Source organism: Aquirufa novilacunae (assembly GCF_045310505.1).
GTDB classification, from domain to species: Bacteria; Bacteroidota; Bacteroidia; order Cytophagales; family Spirosomataceae; genus Aquirufa; species Aquirufa novilacunae.
Genome location: NZ_JBEWZG010000003.1, coordinates 528,789 through 544,286, shown reverse-complemented (window position 1 = coordinate 544,286; position 15,498 = coordinate 528,789). Strand labels below are relative to the sequence as shown.

11 protein-coding genes and 1 riboswitch are annotated in these 15,498 nt (G+C 43.4%); of the genes, 4 read left to right on the top strand and 7 right to left on the bottom strand.

Annotated elements, in window-relative coordinates; genetic code table 11:
• Positions 1–32: 32 nt before the first annotated feature.
• Complete coding sequence (gene mfd / locus V7S74_RS10600) at positions 33–3,377, bottom strand: transcription-repair coupling factor (protein ID WP_406778733.1); 3,345 nt, start codon at positions 3,375–3,377, stop codon at positions 33–35.
• 67 nt (positions 3,378–3,444) lie between these two features.
• A riboswitch (TPP riboswitch) is annotated at positions 3,445–3,539 on the top strand.
• A 95-nt stretch (positions 3,540–3,634) separates the two neighbouring features.
• Here mfd and V7S74_RS10595 point away from each other — a divergent pair.
• Positions 3,635–6,007, top strand: a complete 2,373-nt coding sequence (locus V7S74_RS10595) for a TonB-dependent receptor (protein ID WP_406778732.1) — start codon at positions 3,635–3,637, stop codon at positions 6,005–6,007.
• A 43-nt stretch (positions 6,008–6,050) separates the two neighbouring features.
• Here V7S74_RS10595 and V7S74_RS10590 read toward each other — a convergent pair whose 3' ends face one another.
• Complete coding sequence (locus tag V7S74_RS10590) at positions 6,051–6,788, bottom strand: glycosyltransferase family 2 protein (RefSeq protein ID WP_406778731.1); 738 nt, start codon at positions 6,786–6,788, stop codon at positions 6,051–6,053.
• A gap of 52 nt (positions 6,789–6,840) precedes the next feature.
• On the opposite strand from V7S74_RS10590, the gene V7S74_RS10585 reads away from it, so the two are divergent.
• Entirely contained in the window at positions 6,841–7,899 is a 1,059-nt protein-coding gene (locus V7S74_RS10585) for a TerC/Alx family metal homeostasis membrane protein (RefSeq protein WP_406778791.1), read from the top strand.
• Here V7S74_RS10585 and V7S74_RS10580 read toward each other — a convergent pair.
• Positions 7,896–8,765 carry an AraC family transcriptional regulator gene (locus tag V7S74_RS10580; RefSeq protein WP_406778730.1) on the bottom strand — a complete coding sequence of 290 codons (870 nt, stop codon included), beginning with the start codon at positions 8,763–8,765 and terminating at the stop codon, positions 7,896–7,898. The genes V7S74_RS10585 and V7S74_RS10580 overlap by 4 nt on opposite strands.
• Before the next feature lie 114 nt (positions 8,766–8,879).
• On the opposite strand from V7S74_RS10580, the gene V7S74_RS10575 reads away from it, so the two are divergent.
• Positions 8,880–9,674 (top strand): phytanoyl-CoA dioxygenase family protein, encoded by a 795-nt coding sequence (locus V7S74_RS10575; RefSeq protein ID WP_406778729.1) that lies wholly within the window; start codon positions 8,880–8,882, stop codon positions 9,672–9,674.
• Here V7S74_RS10575 and V7S74_RS10570 read toward each other — a convergent pair.
• Together V7S74_RS10570 and V7S74_RS10565 are read right to left on the bottom strand one after the other, a co-directional pair.
• Positions 9,661–9,798: a hypothetical protein gene (locus V7S74_RS10570; protein WP_406778728.1), complete on the bottom strand. Its 138-nt coding sequence runs from the start codon at positions 9,796–9,798 to the stop codon at positions 9,661–9,663. The two genes, V7S74_RS10575 and V7S74_RS10570, sit on opposite strands and share 14 nt — an antisense overlap.
• Positions 9,798–10,634, bottom strand: a complete 837-nt coding sequence (locus V7S74_RS10565; protein WP_406778727.1) for a dienelactone hydrolase family protein — start codon at positions 10,632–10,634, stop codon at positions 9,798–9,800. Before V7S74_RS10565 ends, V7S74_RS10570 begins: the two co-directional genes overlap by 1 nt.
• A gap of 85 nt (positions 10,635–10,719) precedes the next feature.
• Between V7S74_RS10565 and V7S74_RS10560 the strand changes: the two genes are divergently transcribed.
• Entirely contained in the window at positions 10,720–14,088 is a 3,369-nt protein-coding gene (locus V7S74_RS10560; protein ID WP_406778726.1) for a ThuA domain-containing protein, read from the top strand.
• 86 nt (positions 14,089–14,174) lie between these two features.
• On the opposite strand, the gene V7S74_RS10555 is transcribed toward V7S74_RS10560, so the two are convergent.
• Together V7S74_RS10555 and V7S74_RS10550 are read right to left on the bottom strand one after the other, a co-directional pair.
• Positions 14,175–14,714: a hypothetical protein gene (locus tag V7S74_RS10555; protein ID WP_406778725.1), complete on the bottom strand. Its 540-nt coding sequence runs from the start codon at positions 14,712–14,714 to the stop codon at positions 14,175–14,177.
• A 116-nt stretch (positions 14,715–14,830) separates the two neighbouring features.
• The gene (locus V7S74_RS10550; RefSeq protein ID WP_406778724.1) at positions 14,831–15,460 is read right to left on the bottom strand and encodes a hypothetical protein; all 630 of its coding nucleotides are present in this window, start codon (positions 15,458–15,460) and stop codon (positions 14,831–14,833) included.
• Positions 15,461–15,498: the final 38 nt, after the last annotated feature.

Sequence of the window (15,498 nt, the reverse complement as noted above, 5' to 3'; positions counted from 1 at the left end):
TAATAGGTAGAATCAATTAACAAAGGTATTAATTACCCCAAAATATCCACTAAAATAGTATTTAATTCTTTAATACTACTCACCTTATCGATTTGCAAGATCATTTTTCCTGCTTTTTCTCTCAATTGACACAAACCTTTTTTGTTGTTCACGAAGGAAATGACCTTGATAACGGTATTTTGGTCAAGTGGTCGTTTAGACTCCGAAGAAACGAAATGGAACTTCAGAATATTGTTTTTCAATAGAATTTTTTCAATTCCCAAAATCTGGGCCTTCCATCTACACTTCACTAATTCAATCATGTCGTTTACCTCTTGAGGTAAATCGCCAAAACGGTCTTTGATCTCCTTAATGAATGCAGCCAGCGTTTCCTCGTCCTCGATTTCATCTAGACGCGTATAAAGTGCTAGGCGCTCCGAGATGCTCGTTACATATTCTTCCGGAATCAACACCCGCAAATCGGTTTCGATAGTGCAATCCACTTTCAGTATTTCGGCTACTTGCTCTAAATCGACTTCGAAGAGCTTTTTGAACTCATTCTCTTTCAACTCCTGAACTGCCTCATCGAGAATTTTGTGGTACATATCATAACCTAAATCATTGATAAAGCCACTTTGCTCAGCTCCTAGCAAGTTTCCGGCACCGCGGATATCCAAGTCGCGCATCGCTACTTTGATACCGTCACCAAGATCAGAGAATTCCTCTAAAGCGCTGAGACGCTTGCGCGCATCGCTCGTTAAATTCGCTAAAGACGGTGTTGCCAGGTAGCAATAGGCCTTTTTATTCGAACGACCTACGCGGCCCCGCATTTGGTGTAGATCGGAGAGTCCGAAATTATTTGCATTTAAAATGAATATCGTATTTGCATTCGGGATGTCTAGTCCGGATTCGATGATGTTTGTCGCGACGAGTACGTCGTAATGGCCCTCGATGAAGCCCATCATGATTTTCTCTAGCTGGTCGCCTTCCATTTGGCCGTGCGCTACAGCGATTTTTGCATCTGGGACTAGGCGCAAGATGCGGTTCGCGATGCTTTCGAGTTCACCGATTCGGTTATATACCACGAAAACTTGACCTCCTCGACTAATTTCTTCTCTTACGCCATCGCGCAAAATTTCATCAGACAAGACTACTAATTTCGTCTCAACTGGCTGGCGGTTAGGCGGAGGTGTGGCGATAATACTTAGATCGCGGGCGCCCATTAAGGAGAAATGAAGGGTTCTTGGAATCGGTGTAGCCGTTAAGGTTAACACATCTACGTCGACACGCATTTCTTTTAGGCGGTCTTTGACCTTCACCCCAAACTTCTGCTCTTCATCTATAATCATCAAGCCCAATTGCTTGAAATGAACATCTTTATTCACTAAACGGTGTGTGCCTATTAAAATATCCGTTTCGCCACTCGCCACGCGGGCCAGGGTTTCGTTGATTTGTTTCGTCGATTTAAAGCGATTCACGTATTCCACTTTGCAAGGGAACGCCGCGAGGCGATCGTGGAAAGTGCGGTAATGTTGCATCGCAAGCACCGTGGTAGGAACTAGAACAGCTACTTGTTTTGAATCGGCTACGGCCTTGAAAGCAGCTCGGATGGCGATTTCTGTCTTTCCAAAGCCCACATCCCCACAAACCAATCGGTCCATCGGATGCGGTTTCTCCATATCTGCCTTCACGTCGATGGTTGCTTTCGCTTGATCCGGCGTATCCTCATATAGGAAGGAGGATTCAAGTTCTGCTTGAAGGTAGGTGTCAGGCGAGAAGGCAAAACCTGGCGCGTTTTTGCGCTTGGCGTAGAGGGAGATGAGCTCTTTGGCAATATCCTTCACCTGCTTTTTTACTCGGGACTTCTTGTTATCCCAATCCGGCGATCCCAATTTCGACATCGACGGAGGGGCACCTTCTTTTCCAGAATACTTCGAAATCTTGTGCAAAGAATGGATCGAAACCGACAAGACATCGTCGTCGCGGTAAATCAATCGAATGACTTCCTGCTCTCCATTTGCCGTTTCTACCAAGTTTAATCCGGCAAAACGTCCGATTCCATAATCAATGTGTGTCACGAAATCGCCCACCTGAAGGGATCGTAATTCCTTTAAGGTCAAGGCTTTGTTCTTCGAGAACTTGTTCTTCTCCTTGTAGCGGTGGTAGCGTTCGAACAGCTGGTGATCCGGGTAAATGGCCACCTTCGTTTGCTCGTCCACAAAGCCTTCACGTAGTGAAATCTGCAAAGGTTTGAACTGAATACTCGTATTAATTTCGTTAAAAATCACCTCGAGGCGTTCTAATTGCCGCGGGGATTCCGAACTGATGATATTGTGAAACCCGTGGGTTTGGTTGTCTAAAAGGGTGGTGGCTAGCCGTTCGAAGTCTTTTTGGAAGGCCCCCGGATTCTTCGAAGGGAAAACAATCGTCTCGGAATTTTTCAGATGAGACCGTTTGCCAAATTCCACACAGACAAATCCCTGCAACGATTTTTTAATCGTCTTTGCGGTTTCCCAGCGCTCCTCTGGCTTGTTCAACAGATTGATGTCCGAAGAGGAATTGACCTCGTAGACCATCGTCCCTTTTTCGAAATTCTCAGTTAACACATCGCTCAAGATGCTTAGATCTTTGATCCAGATCTTCGTGTTTTCTGGTAAGAAGGTGAAGAAGGATTCCCGTGTTTCCTGCACCAGCTTCGTCTGCACATCGGGGATGAGGTGCATCGCTGAAACAGATTGGATGGAAAGCTGGGTTTCTGGGTGGAAAGTTCGAATACTTTCGACCTCATCGCCGAAGAAATCAAGTCGATAGGGATATTCCGCCGCGTAGGAGAACACATCTAAAATACCACCCCTTACAGAATATTGTCCCGCTTCGTAGACGAAATCCGTCCGCTCGAAATCGTATTCATTTAGCGTTTCTGCTACAAAATTGCGGTCGATTTTATCGCCTACCCGGATGGATAGGGTGTTTTTCACCAAAGACTTTCGGTTAATCACCTTCTCAGTCATCGCTGCGGGGTAGGAGACGATGGCGAGGCTTTGGCCGGAATAATTACTCAATATATTCAGCACTTCAGCTCTCAACAAGACATTCGCGTTGTCCACTTCCTCCCATTCGTAGGGTTTTTTGTGGGACATCGGGAATAGGATCACCGCCGTGTCGCCGATGAGTGCCTGCAGGTCATTATAGATGTACTGCGCCTCCTCTTTTTCCTCGCAAATGATCAAGAACGGCTCCTTCTCCTGTAAAAGAGCAGATATTAAAACTGTGTCAAGGGAGCCGCAGAGGCCTTTTAGGTGGAGGGATTCGCCCGGTTTGGACGTAGTTATCTTGTCAGAAATGCTTTGGACAATTCCATCGTTCTGGTAAATACTGAGAAATTCTTTGACGATCATACGTGCAAAAATTCCCTACAAAATTTACGTAGGGCTTGCAAAGGTAGGAAATTTTGTATCTTTGTGCATCTACAAAAAGGGGTGCCCCTAAAAAAGGCTGAGATTATACCCATTGAACCTGATGCGGGTAGTGCCGTCGAAGGGATTTTGTCGAGTTTTTAGCGCTGAAAACTCAAAAAAATCATCAATGTAAGGGTTAAAAAGTTAAATCATAACAGGATTTGGCTCCTTTACCTGTTGCTAAACTTCAAAAACAAATGAAAAAGGCAACAACGCTTATCATTACGCTTATCTTATGTGTGCAAAGTCTTTTTGCGCAAAAAATCCAAGGTCTTGTTTTCGATCAGGAAACCAAAGCTCCTTTATGGGGTGCCTCCGTTTCCGTGAAAGGAAGTCAGAAAGGGAATGTCACGGATGCTAAAGGGCATTTCATCCTCTCCGCTCCTTCAGATGCGGTGCTTCAGGTTCGTTTCGTGGGTTACGATCCGGTGGAGGTCAAGGCCTCGCAGTCAAGCAGCATTACGCTGAAAAAATCCAATTACTTACAAGACGAAGTGGTCGTTCGGGCCACTCGGGCGGATGAAAATTCGGCGATGGCTTATTCTAACGTATCTGCGGAGGAATTAGGGAAGTCGAACTTAGGCCAAGACATGCCCATGTTGTTAAACTTTACTCCTTCTGTGGTGACGACTTCTGACGCCGGAGCAGGAATTGGTTATACAGGGATTCGCATTCGGGGTTCCGACGCGACGCGAGTGAATGTAACGGTGAATGGTATTCCGATTAACGACTCAGAGTCACAGGGGGTCTTCTGGGTGAATATGCCTGACTTTGCTAGTTCTGTGAATTCAGTCCAAATCCAGCGGGGAGTAGGGACTTCGACGAATGGAGCGGGTGCTTTTGGTGGATCGGTGAATATGCAAACGAATACTTTTGAGTCCAAAGCTTACGGTGAAGTACACGCCTCTGGTGGGTCTTTTGGAACGCTAAAAACAACGATTAAAGGTGGCTCCGGCTTGTTAGGTGGGAAATTTACATTAGATGGTCGTTTATCACGCATCGTTTCCGATGGATTTATTGATCGTGCTTCATCTAATTTACTTTCGGCTTATTTTTCTGCGGGATATTTTGGCAAGAAAAGCTTCGCCCGTTTTAACTACTTTACCGGTAATGAAAAGACCTACCAGTCTTGGTATGGTACTCCAGAAAGTAGAATCACAGGTTCTGTGGCTGATATGCAGGCCTTTATCGACCGAAATTATTTAAGCCCCCAGGATGCAGATAATCTATTGAAAAGTGGTCGTACCTATAACTACTACACCTACGATAATCAGACCGATAATTATGCGCAGGATCACTTTCAGCTCATCACGAATCACCGGTTGACGGAGGCTTGGAACCTTGATTTGAATGCGCATTATACCTATGGTCGAGGATATTATGAGGAATTCAAGCCGGCAGCGGATTTAATTACCTATGGTTTTGCCAACTCCTTGCGTAGCGTAGATGTCATTCGCCGCAAGTGGTTAGATAATGATTTCTACGGATCGACTTTTGCGTTGAATTATACCGGTTCCCAAAAAATTAAATTCACCTTTGGCGGCGCGTGGAATCGCTATGTGGGTCGTCATTTTGGGGTGTTGCAAGATCCTTATCCAGGCAGAGAATGGTATCGAAGCAGATCTCAAAAAACGGATTTGAACCTATATGCAAAAGGGAATATCAATCTGTCTGCTGCTTGGAACGCCTACGTGGATGTCCAATACCGGACGGTAGGATACTGCATGTTTGGAACAGCGGATAAGTTTTTGAATTTGAATTCGGATAATAGCTATTCCTTTTTTAATCCCAAATTTGGCCTAACACATCAACTCTCTGAAAAATCGAAAGTTTACGGTTCGGTTTCCGCTGGAAGCAAAGAGCCGAGTCGCCAAGATTTCGTGGATAATGCGGCTGGAAATCCCCGTCCGGAATATTTGCAGGATTACGAATTAGGGTATGCGCGTTCAGGTCGTCGGTATGGGCTACAGATAAATGGTTATTTTATGAATTACCAGGATCAATTAGTTTTAACTGGGGCGGTTAATTCGACGGGTGATGCGATTCGGACGAATGTGGAATCGAGTTACCGTTTAGGTGTGGAGACCATGCTAAACGTCCAAATTTCAAAGCGCCTAGTTTGGAGTGGTAATGTGACGCTAAGCCGAAACCGCATTCAAAACTTCAAGGAACGAATGACGGATTATGATACTTACGATCAAATTGTGATCAATCACGGGAATACCGATATTGCTTATTCTCCATCGGTCATTTACGGAAGTACGTTGACCTACACGGTAGGAGCTCTTGAAGCAAGTTTGCTGCGTAAATATGTAGGAAAGCAGTTTTTGGACAATACCTCAGACGATGCACGTTCACTAGCCGCTTATAATACACATGATATTCGCTTGAAATATACGCTGAAGAAAGGCCCTGTTTTCACGTTGTTATTAAACAATGTGATGAACGAGCAGTATTCTTCGAATGGATATACGTATTCGTACCGCTATGGTGGAGCTACGACGACGGAGAATTTCTATTATCCGCAAGCCGGATTTAATTTCTTACTGGGAGCGAGTATACGCTTCTAAAAGCAAAAAGCCTCAGATCTGTCGAAAGTCTGAGGCTTTTTTATTAGTTCATTAAATCCCATTTCCATCCCCACTTCGCGAGGCGGTAACGGACAGAATACCAAAGTACACCCAATCCATAAATCGAGCTACGTTTGAAGTTGATCGAGGAGGCTTCGTCGAAGTATTTCGTCGGGCAAGTTACTTCGCCTACTTCGAAACCTTTCCAGAAAAGCTGCAAGACCATTTGGTTATCAAAGATGAAATCGTCGTCGCATTTCGTGAATTTCACGGCTTCCAAAGCTTCTTTCGAGAACGCACGGTAACCGGTGTGGTATTCGGAAAGCTTTTGGTCGATTAAGATATTTTGGAATAAAGTCAATAAACGATTCGCGATGTACTTGTAAATAGGCATGCCCCCTTTTAGTGCCCCTTTACCTAAAATACGGGACGCGAAAACGACAGGGTACAAGCCATTCCCGATGATCGAAATCATCGCTTTTAACAACATGGGTGTGTATTGGTAATCTGGATGCAACATGATGACGATGTCACCACCAAGCTCCAAAGCCTTCGTATAGCAGGTCTTCTGATTTCCACCATAACCCAGGTTTTTATCATGGCGAATGACGTGCTTTATGCCCACTTGCTTCGCCACTTCCACCGTATTATCCGGGCTGTGGTCATCGACTAAAATCACCTCGTCCACCCAATCGTGCGGGATTTCATGGTATGTTTTCTCCAGGGTGAGCGCTGCCTTGTAGGCGGGCATAACGACGATGACCTTTTTACCTTCGTACATATTTTTTCTAAGCTATTTTTGCGACCTTTGTGCGGCCAAAGTGTAAAATTAAATATTTATGAGCGAAACGCTATTTTTTCTTCTTTTTTCAGTGGGTGTGATGGCTGTCATGTTAATCGACCTTGGCATCTTTAAAAAGGATACCAGTGAAGAAGTAACTTTCAAGGAAGCGGGTTTCTGGACCGGCATGTGGGTTTTATTAGCGATCATTTTTTATATTTTCCTAGGCTATAATGGCGCCATGGTGCATGGGATAACGGATATGCAAAGTCTAAAAGCGGTGCAACAAGCCTATGCCTCTCACATCGATTTAGGGAATGGACCTTATTACGAGGCTTTGGCCGCTTTTCAAAACAATATGTCCTTGGAGTTTATCACCGGCTATTTGGTGGAATATTCGCTGTCTGCAGATAACGTATTCGTCTTTATTTTGATCTTTAACTCGTTCGGCGTTCAAAAGCGCTATTACAAGAAAATTCTCGTTTGGGGAATCTTGGGAGCGATCATTTTACGCTTAATCTTTATCTTCTTAGGCGCTGCCTTATTGCAGAAGTTTGATTGGATTATCTACGTTTTTGGAGCTTTCTTAGTCTACACAGGGGTAAAGATTTTGTTCTCGAAACACGAGGAGGAGGAGATTGATACGGCGAATCACCCTGTTGTTCGTTTGCTATCTCGTTTTTTCAATGTATACAGAAGAAACGTGATTGGTCACTTCTTTGTTCGCATGAAGAAAACGGGAAAATTGTTCATTACACCCATTTTTGTGGTAGTGGTGGTGATTGCATTTACGGATATTTTATTTGCTGTAGATTCAATTCCAGCTATTTTCTCTATTTCGAAAGACCCCTACATCGTTTTCTTCTCAAACGTTTTTGCCGTGATGGGCTTGCGTTCTTTGTTCTTCTTCCTATCTAGTTTAATGGGCTTATTCCGCTTCTTACCGATGGGTTTAGGCGTATTACTGAGCTTTGTGGGCGGAAAAATGTTAGCTCACTCGAAGTTAGAGGAGTGGGGGTTTGGGACACTTTCTTCGCTAGGCGTCATTATCGGAATCTTGACGATTAGTATCTTATTAAGCGTCGCGTTTCCAGAGAAGAAAAAGGCTTAATGCCACTCGTTCACCATTTTACGGTATTGTAGCGGAGGCGTATTCATCCAGGCTTTGAACTGCTTATTGAAGTGGGAGATATTGCCAAAACCGCTCTCAAAACACACCTCTATCATCGGTTTATTCGTCGTGCGCAATAGCGTGCAGGCGTGCTTCACCCTGAATTCGGTGACTAATTCCACAAAGGTCTTATTAGTTACCTTCTTAAAATAACGGCAGAATGCCGTCTCTGTCATATTGGCTAAATGAGCCACCTCATCCAAATGCACTTCCTGGGTATAGTTCGCAATCACGTAGGCATAGACCCGATTAATGCGTTCTAAATCGCCCTCTGCGATGGCATAGTTACCTTCCGTCGTATCGATAGGCTGTACATCCGCCGTGGAGATCCCGATCGTGTGAAGAATTTGCAAGAAAGCGAGTAAACGGGGGAAAGGGGGCATATCCACTAAGGCCAGCATATCCCTTGCGATTTTATCCTGGGTAGGTCCTACAATGGAAAATCCGGTTTTAGCCTTTTCAAATAGGTTTTTCAAACCCGCGCAGGCCTCGTTGGAAAGAAAATCTTCGCCTAGAAAATCGCGTCGAAAATGGATGACGAGTGCTTGCGCACCATCTGCTGCAGGTTCTTCCGTCAGCCAGTCCTTGCGGTGGTTTTGCCAGCAGTGCGGGAGGTTTTCGCCCAATAAAACTAAGTCGCCCGGTCTGAAATCACTGATCTGATTTCCAATAAAACGCTTGCCCTCGCCAGCGATGATCAACGTTAATTCCAGCTCTGGATGAAAATGATAGGGAGCGTCAAAACGCGCCTGTTTCACATGCTTAATTTGAAATCCAGAAGAAAGGTGTTCGCGCTGCGCTTTCATTTAATTTTAGCCTTTTGGGGTGCTTTGAATCGTGGAAGGGTAAAATTGCATCTTTTTTGGCCAAAATAAAGGTAGAAGTAGGAATAAATTTTAGAAATCTTTGCAAGAAAAAAAATGCTGCACTTACCCCTGTCCGTATCGCCCGAGAACCAAGCCTATTTCGCTGAAAATGGCCACGTGTACATTCCATCGCTGATCTCTGCGGAAGAATTGCAACCCTATCGCCAGGCCATCTTGGATTGGGCGGATGATTTTAGAGCGCAACAAAAACCGATGGCAGAGCGGGATACCTACGGGAAAGCATTTTTACAGATGATGAATCTGTGGGAATCATCGGAAACGGTCAAGGAATTCACGCTCGCGAATCGCTTCGCTTCTGTGGCTGCCCAGTTATTAGGAGTAAAAAACGTCCGCCTGTACCACGATCAGGCACTTTTCAAAGAACCGGGCGGAGGCCATACGCCTTGGCATCAAGATCAATATTATTGGCCCATCGATACGCCTAAAACGGTGACGATGTGGATGCCTTTGGTAGACATAGAAGAAGGAATGGGAATGCTCACGTTTGCCTCGAAATCTGCTGGCGCTGACCTGCCTAAGCTAGAAATTTCGGATGAATCGGAGGCTTTAATTGGAGACTATGTGGCAAAACAGGGCTATGAAATCGTCGCCCAAAAATCGATGAAAGCCGGTGACGCCACCTTTCATTTAGGTTGGACGCTCCATAATGCGCCTGGTAATGAATCGTCTAAAATGCGGGAGGTAATGACCATCATTTATATGGATGCGGAGGCGCGTGTCATGGAACCGCAAAATCCGAACCAAGAGGCCGATCGCCAGCGCTGGCTGCAAGGTTTAGCACCAGGTTCGCTAGCTGCATCTGCCCTAAATCCCCTTATCGGAGATTAGGACAGTCGCAGGCATTTTTCTTAAATAAGGACCATTTCTTCTTGTAGGGTTTTGCTTGGTAGCGGCGACTTGCACAAGAACCGGCTAACATACCTACACATAAGAGCAAAACGAAATAGCGCATTATTTTAATCGAGCTTTGAAGTAGTTAATAGCCATTCCCCAAGCCTCTTCGGTCGCGGCTTTGTCAAAATTAGGGTTAGATGGATTCGCAAAAGCGTGTTCCGCATCGAAGATCTTTGTTTGAATTCCTTTGCCAGCCGTTTTCATATTGGCTTCAAATTCCTTTACGACCGTCGGGTTGATAAATTGCTCTTTACCCGCAAAAAGGCCTAACACATCCGTCTGTAATAATTTCAATTGCTCCACATCCTTCACCGGCATACCATAATACATCACACAAGCCGCTGCTTGTTTACCCGCTAAGATGGATGCTTTTAAGGATAAAGATCCGCCAAAACACCAGCCCACCGTCGCAATCTTCGCTTTTGTACCTACGTAGGCAATAGCGCCTTTGATGATGGCTTCTAAACGGGCTGGATTTGCACCGCCCATGTATTTTGCTGCCTCTTCACGCGTCGTGGCTACTTTTCCATCGTACATGTCGATCGCTAATACGTTGACATTGCCTAAAGTGCTGTAGAAATGTTCTGCCTCTCTTTTAATGTGGTCGTTTAGGCCCCACCATTCTTGGAAAACGAATAAGGTAATATCAGTCGGCTTGTCAGCTGGAATGTAGAATCCTTTGGCCATCTGATCATCCGGCGTCTTGAATTCGACCATCACGCCTCCGGCTTTACTCACATGGTGGTAGGCTTTCGGTAGGGCATGGGATTTAATGAAGGCTTTATTAGAGGCTAAAAGCTGCATGCCATCCTTCTTGACGAAGCAGCAAGAGGCTTGAGAAAAGGCAAAGAAAGAGGCGAATACGAGCGCCAACGTTGCGATATATTTTTTCATAGCTTGATTTGATAAATTTTTTCTTAAATGTAGCCGAAAATTTCTGTTTTGCCCTAACTTTGTCCCAAACCTATTTATTTTTAACATGAAAAATACCTCGTTCGGAATCTTCCGAATCACACTCATTATCGCCTTAGTGGTTTCAACGCTTTCTGTTTTCGCACAGGCAGCAAACCCATTAGCTGGCAAGAAAATCTTAGTTTTCTCTTCTACTAAAGGCTTCCGCCACTCATCCATTAAACCTGGCCAAATCGCCTTGTTTAAGATGGCCAAAGAAAAAGGATTTGCCGTAGATACAACGGAAAATGCCATCAACTTCACGGAGAAAAATTTAAAACAATACCGCATTGTGGTGTTCTTGAACACGACTGGTAATGTCTTAAATGACGTGCAACAAATCGCTTTTGAGCGGTATATCCAAGCGGGTGGGGCCTACATGGGTATTCACGCAGCGACAGATACGGAATACGATTGGAACTGGTACACAAAATTAGCGGGTGGTCAATTCGCTTCTCACCCAGGTCGTCCGAACGTACAGAAAGGGAAGTTCACGGCGGTAGATCGCACCCACATTTCGACGGCCCACATGCCAGAAACCTTTGATCGCACGGATGAATTCTACGATACAAAGAACTTTAATAAAGACGTTCACGTATTATTGACATTAGACGAGAAATCGTATACAGATGGCAAAATGGGGGATTTTCACCCAATGGCTTGGTACCACGAATACGATGGTGGCCGCGCGTTCTATACGAACTGGGGACATACACACGAGTCATTTGAAGAGCCTATCGTAGTTCAACATATTTGGGGTGGATTGCAATGGTTAGCTTCAGGTCGTCCACAAGATTACACGAAAAAATTGCGTTCAGAATTGCCTCCAGAGGAGAATCGTTTTACGAAAATCACCTTAGATCGCAATTTAGATGAGCCGACAGAATTAGCGGTAACGGATGCAGGGAAAGTGTTTTTTGGTGAGCGTAAAGGTAAATTAAAGATGTACGATCCGAAGAAAGGCAAGACGAAGGTCGTAGCTGATTTGGACGTATTCTCTAAATTCGAATATGGTTTAATGGGGGTTAATATCGACCCAGAGTACAATAAGAATCACTGGATTTATTTGTTCTATTCTCCTCAAACGGGGAAAGCAGACACAGCTCAGCACTTATCACGTTTTACGTATGATGACGTGAAAGATACCTTGATCATGAGTTCTGAGAAAGTGCTTTTGCGTGTTCCTGTGAAGCGTGACGGATGTTGCCACACAGGTGGATCGATTGCTTGGGATAAATCAGGTAACTTGTTTTTATCAACAGGTGATGACACGAACCCATTTGATTCGAATGGTTTTGGTCCTATGGATAACCGTCCAGGCCGTTCAGGTTGGGATGCGCGTGCAACGTCATCGAACACGAATGATTTAAGAGGTAAGATTTTACGTATCAAACCTACTCCGGAAGGTGGTTACACGATTCCAGAGGGCAACTTATACCCTGCTGGTATTTACCATGCAAAACCTGAGATTTATGTGATGGGTAACCGTAATCCCTACCGTATTTCGGTGGATAAGCGTACAGGGTTCTTGTATTGGGGTGAAGTAGGTCCAGATGCGGGTGAAGATTCGAAGAAATATGGTCCTCGAGGTCATGACGAAGTGAATCAAGCACGTCAGGCGGGTTATTTTGGCTGGCCGCTATTCGTTGCGGATAACCGTCCTTATAACCAACGTGATTTTGCAAAAGATAGCACTTGGGCTACTTTTAATCCCAAAGCGCCTATCAACAACTCCCCTCATAACACAGGATTCTCTCACTTACCAGCTGCTCAAAAAGCGTTTATCTACTATCCTTATGTAGATTCTCCTGAGTTCGGTCCAGTAATCTCTAAAGGTTCTCGTAATGCGATGGCGGGTCCAATCTATTACCGTGAAGATTTCCCTGCTACTTCTAAGACGAAATTCCCAGCGTATTACGATGGTAAATTCTTCGCTTACGATTGGTCGCGTGATATGATCTACACCGTAACGATGAATGCAAAAGGAGACTTCGTTCAAATGGAGCGTTTCTTGCCTAATACGACTTTCTCTCATCCTATGGATTTAGAGTTTGACAAAAATGGTACAATGTATGGTTTAGAATACGGTCCTAATTGGTTTGCAGCGAGTGAGGAAGCGTCACTTTACAAGATTGAATACAATGCGGGTAACCGTACGCCGAAAGTAAAAGTGTCGGTTGATAAGGCGGTAGGGGCTTTGCCTTTAAAAGCGAAGTTTTCTTCTGAAGGTACAGTAGACTATGATGGTGATGCTATCAAGTACGCATGGAACTTCGGTGATGGCGGAACGAGCACTGCAGCTAATCCGGTACACGTGTTCGCTAAAGCAGGAGTTTATAACGTTAAACTTACGGTGAAAGACGCAGCCGGAAATTCCAATTCAGAGGTGATCAAAATCACTGCGGGTAACGAAGTTCCAAGTGTTGACGTGGCAATCGAAGGAAATAAATCATTCTACTGGAATGATAAGCCAGTGACGTACAAAGTATCGGTTCAAGATAAAGAAGACGGTAGCTTAGCCAATAAGAAGATTGCAGAAGACGATGTGATTATGCAGATCGATTATTTAGAGGGCTTTGACAAAACAGTCATTGCACAAGGTCACCAAGCGAACACTTCGTTCTCTGCTGGAAAGCGTTTGATCGATTTATCTGATTGCAAGACTTGTCACGCAATTGATAAGAAGTCGGTAGGACCATCTTACACAGACGTTAGTAAGAAATACCGTGCTAGCTCACAAAACATTGATGAGTTATCGAAGAAGATCATTTCCGGTGGTGGTGGTGTTTGGGGAGAGAACGCGATGGCGGCTCACCCGCAAGTATCTGTTGCTGATGCACGTGAGATGGTGAAATACATCTTAGGATTAGCAGATAAGAAGAAGGCTTCTAAGCCAGTGGCTGGACAATACGTTCCACAAGATAAAGGCAAGCCAGGAACTTATATCTTCCGCGCGATGTACACAGATAAAGGTGCTGGTAAAATTGCGCCAGTGACTGGTTCGAAAGTGGTTACCTTACGTGACGCTAAAATCCCAGCTGTGGCTGCTGATGCAAGTGCTAAAACGATGAAGTTTAAAGTGGACGGAATCGGTGAAATCTTAGTAGCAACTGGTGCAGGTGGCTATGCGCGTTACGATGCCATCGACTTAACAGGCATCAAGAACTTATCAGTGATGGCTACGTATATGGCAGGCCAAACAGTAGGCGGTCAATTAGAGCTTAGAACAGGTAGCGTAACGGGTCCATTGTTAGGATCTGTGGAAGTAAACGCAACGAAGGCCTATAACTTCCCTCTCAATGTTTCTGGTGTTCATGATGTCTACTTAGTATTCGTGAATGACAAGGTGAAAGAAGGAGCATTATATGCTTTAATGAACTTGACGTTCCAGAACTAGGATTTAGTACTGATACGAAAAAAGCCCCGAGAGATCGGGGCTTTTTTTATGGGGTAAGTGGTAGGATAGAATTTCAATGTTTTTATCTATTCCTTATATAATAAACCGATTCCTAAGGGAGGGGTTAAATATAAATTCTTACTGTCTGGTCCAAGGATCTCTGAAAGCTTTTCAAAATAGTTTAATCCAGAGAGGAACATTTTGCTATTATCAGGAGAATCAGCCTGCTTGTAATCACCATAAAAATAAGGAATAGCAACCCACTTATATTCTTTTACATCTTTTGGTAATGTCCAAAAAGGTTCTGTCTTAATTATTCTTGTTTTTATAGCATCTGATGAAGTTTTTCTCATTTCACCAAAATGATAAATGTCTGAAATTTTACCATTGCCATTAACTTTGAATAGAAAAAGATTAAAAGACGGTTTGTCGTTTTCCATTTTCAAATAACTCAGTTCATAATTATTGATAAAACTAATTAGTTTATACTCTTCCGATAAACTTGAACCCGTTCTTAAATTAAAGGAGAATGGTTTAGATTCAACACTATTCTGTGCATATGATTGTTCGAATACTAAGAAAACTAGTATCCATAAAAGCGGTTTTTTAAAAGCAGCGTTTGCCATAATTTAAATTTTCAGTTCGCGCATTCTTTTATTAGTTAGTTCCTCAAGTGTATTTAAAAGCACGCCATAACCAGATTCACTTATCATTTACTCTCTCAAAGCATATAAGAGATTAATTAATAAAGAACTTCTGGTGGCGGAACTAATCCTTTTCTAATGGCTTCATCATAATTGCTACCATCAATAAAAGTTAGTTTTTTGTTTATCCCTTTCACTTTGTCAAGTGTTGACCAAATCATAATCTTAAAATGACTTATTTGAGCCTCTAACCTGACTAGTTCATTACTAAAATTATGATCATAGCATCCAAATTTATATCCTTTTGAGAGATATTCGAATAGATACCAATGCTCTTTTTGGCGATTATTTTTTGTTGGTTTTATATACTTCCCAGAAGTCTTATTGATATTATATAAAATGCTCTCATGTGTTGAATCCACCAAAGTGCCGAAATATTCTATATCTTTTTTGTTAATCTTCCCTTGGGAATCAACTTTAAAAAGGTAAAGACCAATATCGGAACGACATGATGTATTTTGAGAAGAAAGATAAACTCCTGTGGTTAAATCATTAATCAGTAATTGTCTTGAACTATCTTCGGTTAGTTTAATGCTTGAATTACCTTTGTAGGAAAAGACCCCACCTAATTTGGTTTTACTATATTGCCCAAAAACAAACAATGGTAAAACTAGAAATGACGAAAGAATAATTAGATTTTTCAAATTAATTTTTGCGGTATGTTCCATTTATCCATTCTGACATCTCCTAATTATTTAATTTGCAT

Excerpts from the sequence above, each read along its gene's own strand:
- V7S74_RS10575 (WP_406778729.1), top strand. The coding sequence starts at position 8,880 with ATGCTGCACTTACCCCTGTCCGTATCGCCCGAGAACCAAGCCTATTTC.
- V7S74_RS10560 (WP_406778726.1), top strand. The coding sequence starts at position 10,720 with ATGAAAAATACCTCGTTCGGAATCTTCCGAATCACACTCATTATCGCC.
- V7S74_RS10565 (WP_406778727.1), bottom strand. The coding sequence starts at position 10,634 with ATGAAAAAATATATCGCAACGTTGGCGCTCGTATTCGCCTCTTTCTTT.
- V7S74_RS10580 (WP_406778730.1), bottom strand. The coding sequence starts at position 8,765 with ATGAAAGCGCAGCGCGAACACCTTTCTTCTGGATTTCAAATTAAGCAT.
- V7S74_RS10590 (WP_406778731.1), bottom strand. The coding sequence starts at position 6,788 with ATGTACGAAGGTAAAAAGGTCATCGTCGTTATGCCCGCCTACAAGGCA.
- V7S74_RS10570 (WP_406778728.1), bottom strand. The coding sequence starts at position 9,798 with ATGCGCTATTTCGTTTTGCTCTTATGTGTAGGTATGTTAGCCGGTTCT.
- V7S74_RS10550 (WP_406778724.1), bottom strand. The coding sequence starts at position 15,460 with ATGGAACATACCGCAAAAATTAATTTGAAAAATCTAATTATTCTTTCG.
- mfd (WP_406778733.1), bottom strand. The coding sequence starts at position 3,377 with ATGATCGTCAAAGAATTTCTCAGTATTTACCAGAACGATGGAATTGTC.
- V7S74_RS10555 (WP_406778725.1), bottom strand. The coding sequence starts at position 14,714 with ATGGCAAACGCTGCTTTTAAAAAACCGCTTTTATGGATACTAGTTTTC.
- V7S74_RS10595 (WP_406778732.1), top strand. The coding sequence starts at position 3,635 with ATGAAAAAGGCAACAACGCTTATCATTACGCTTATCTTATGTGTGCAA.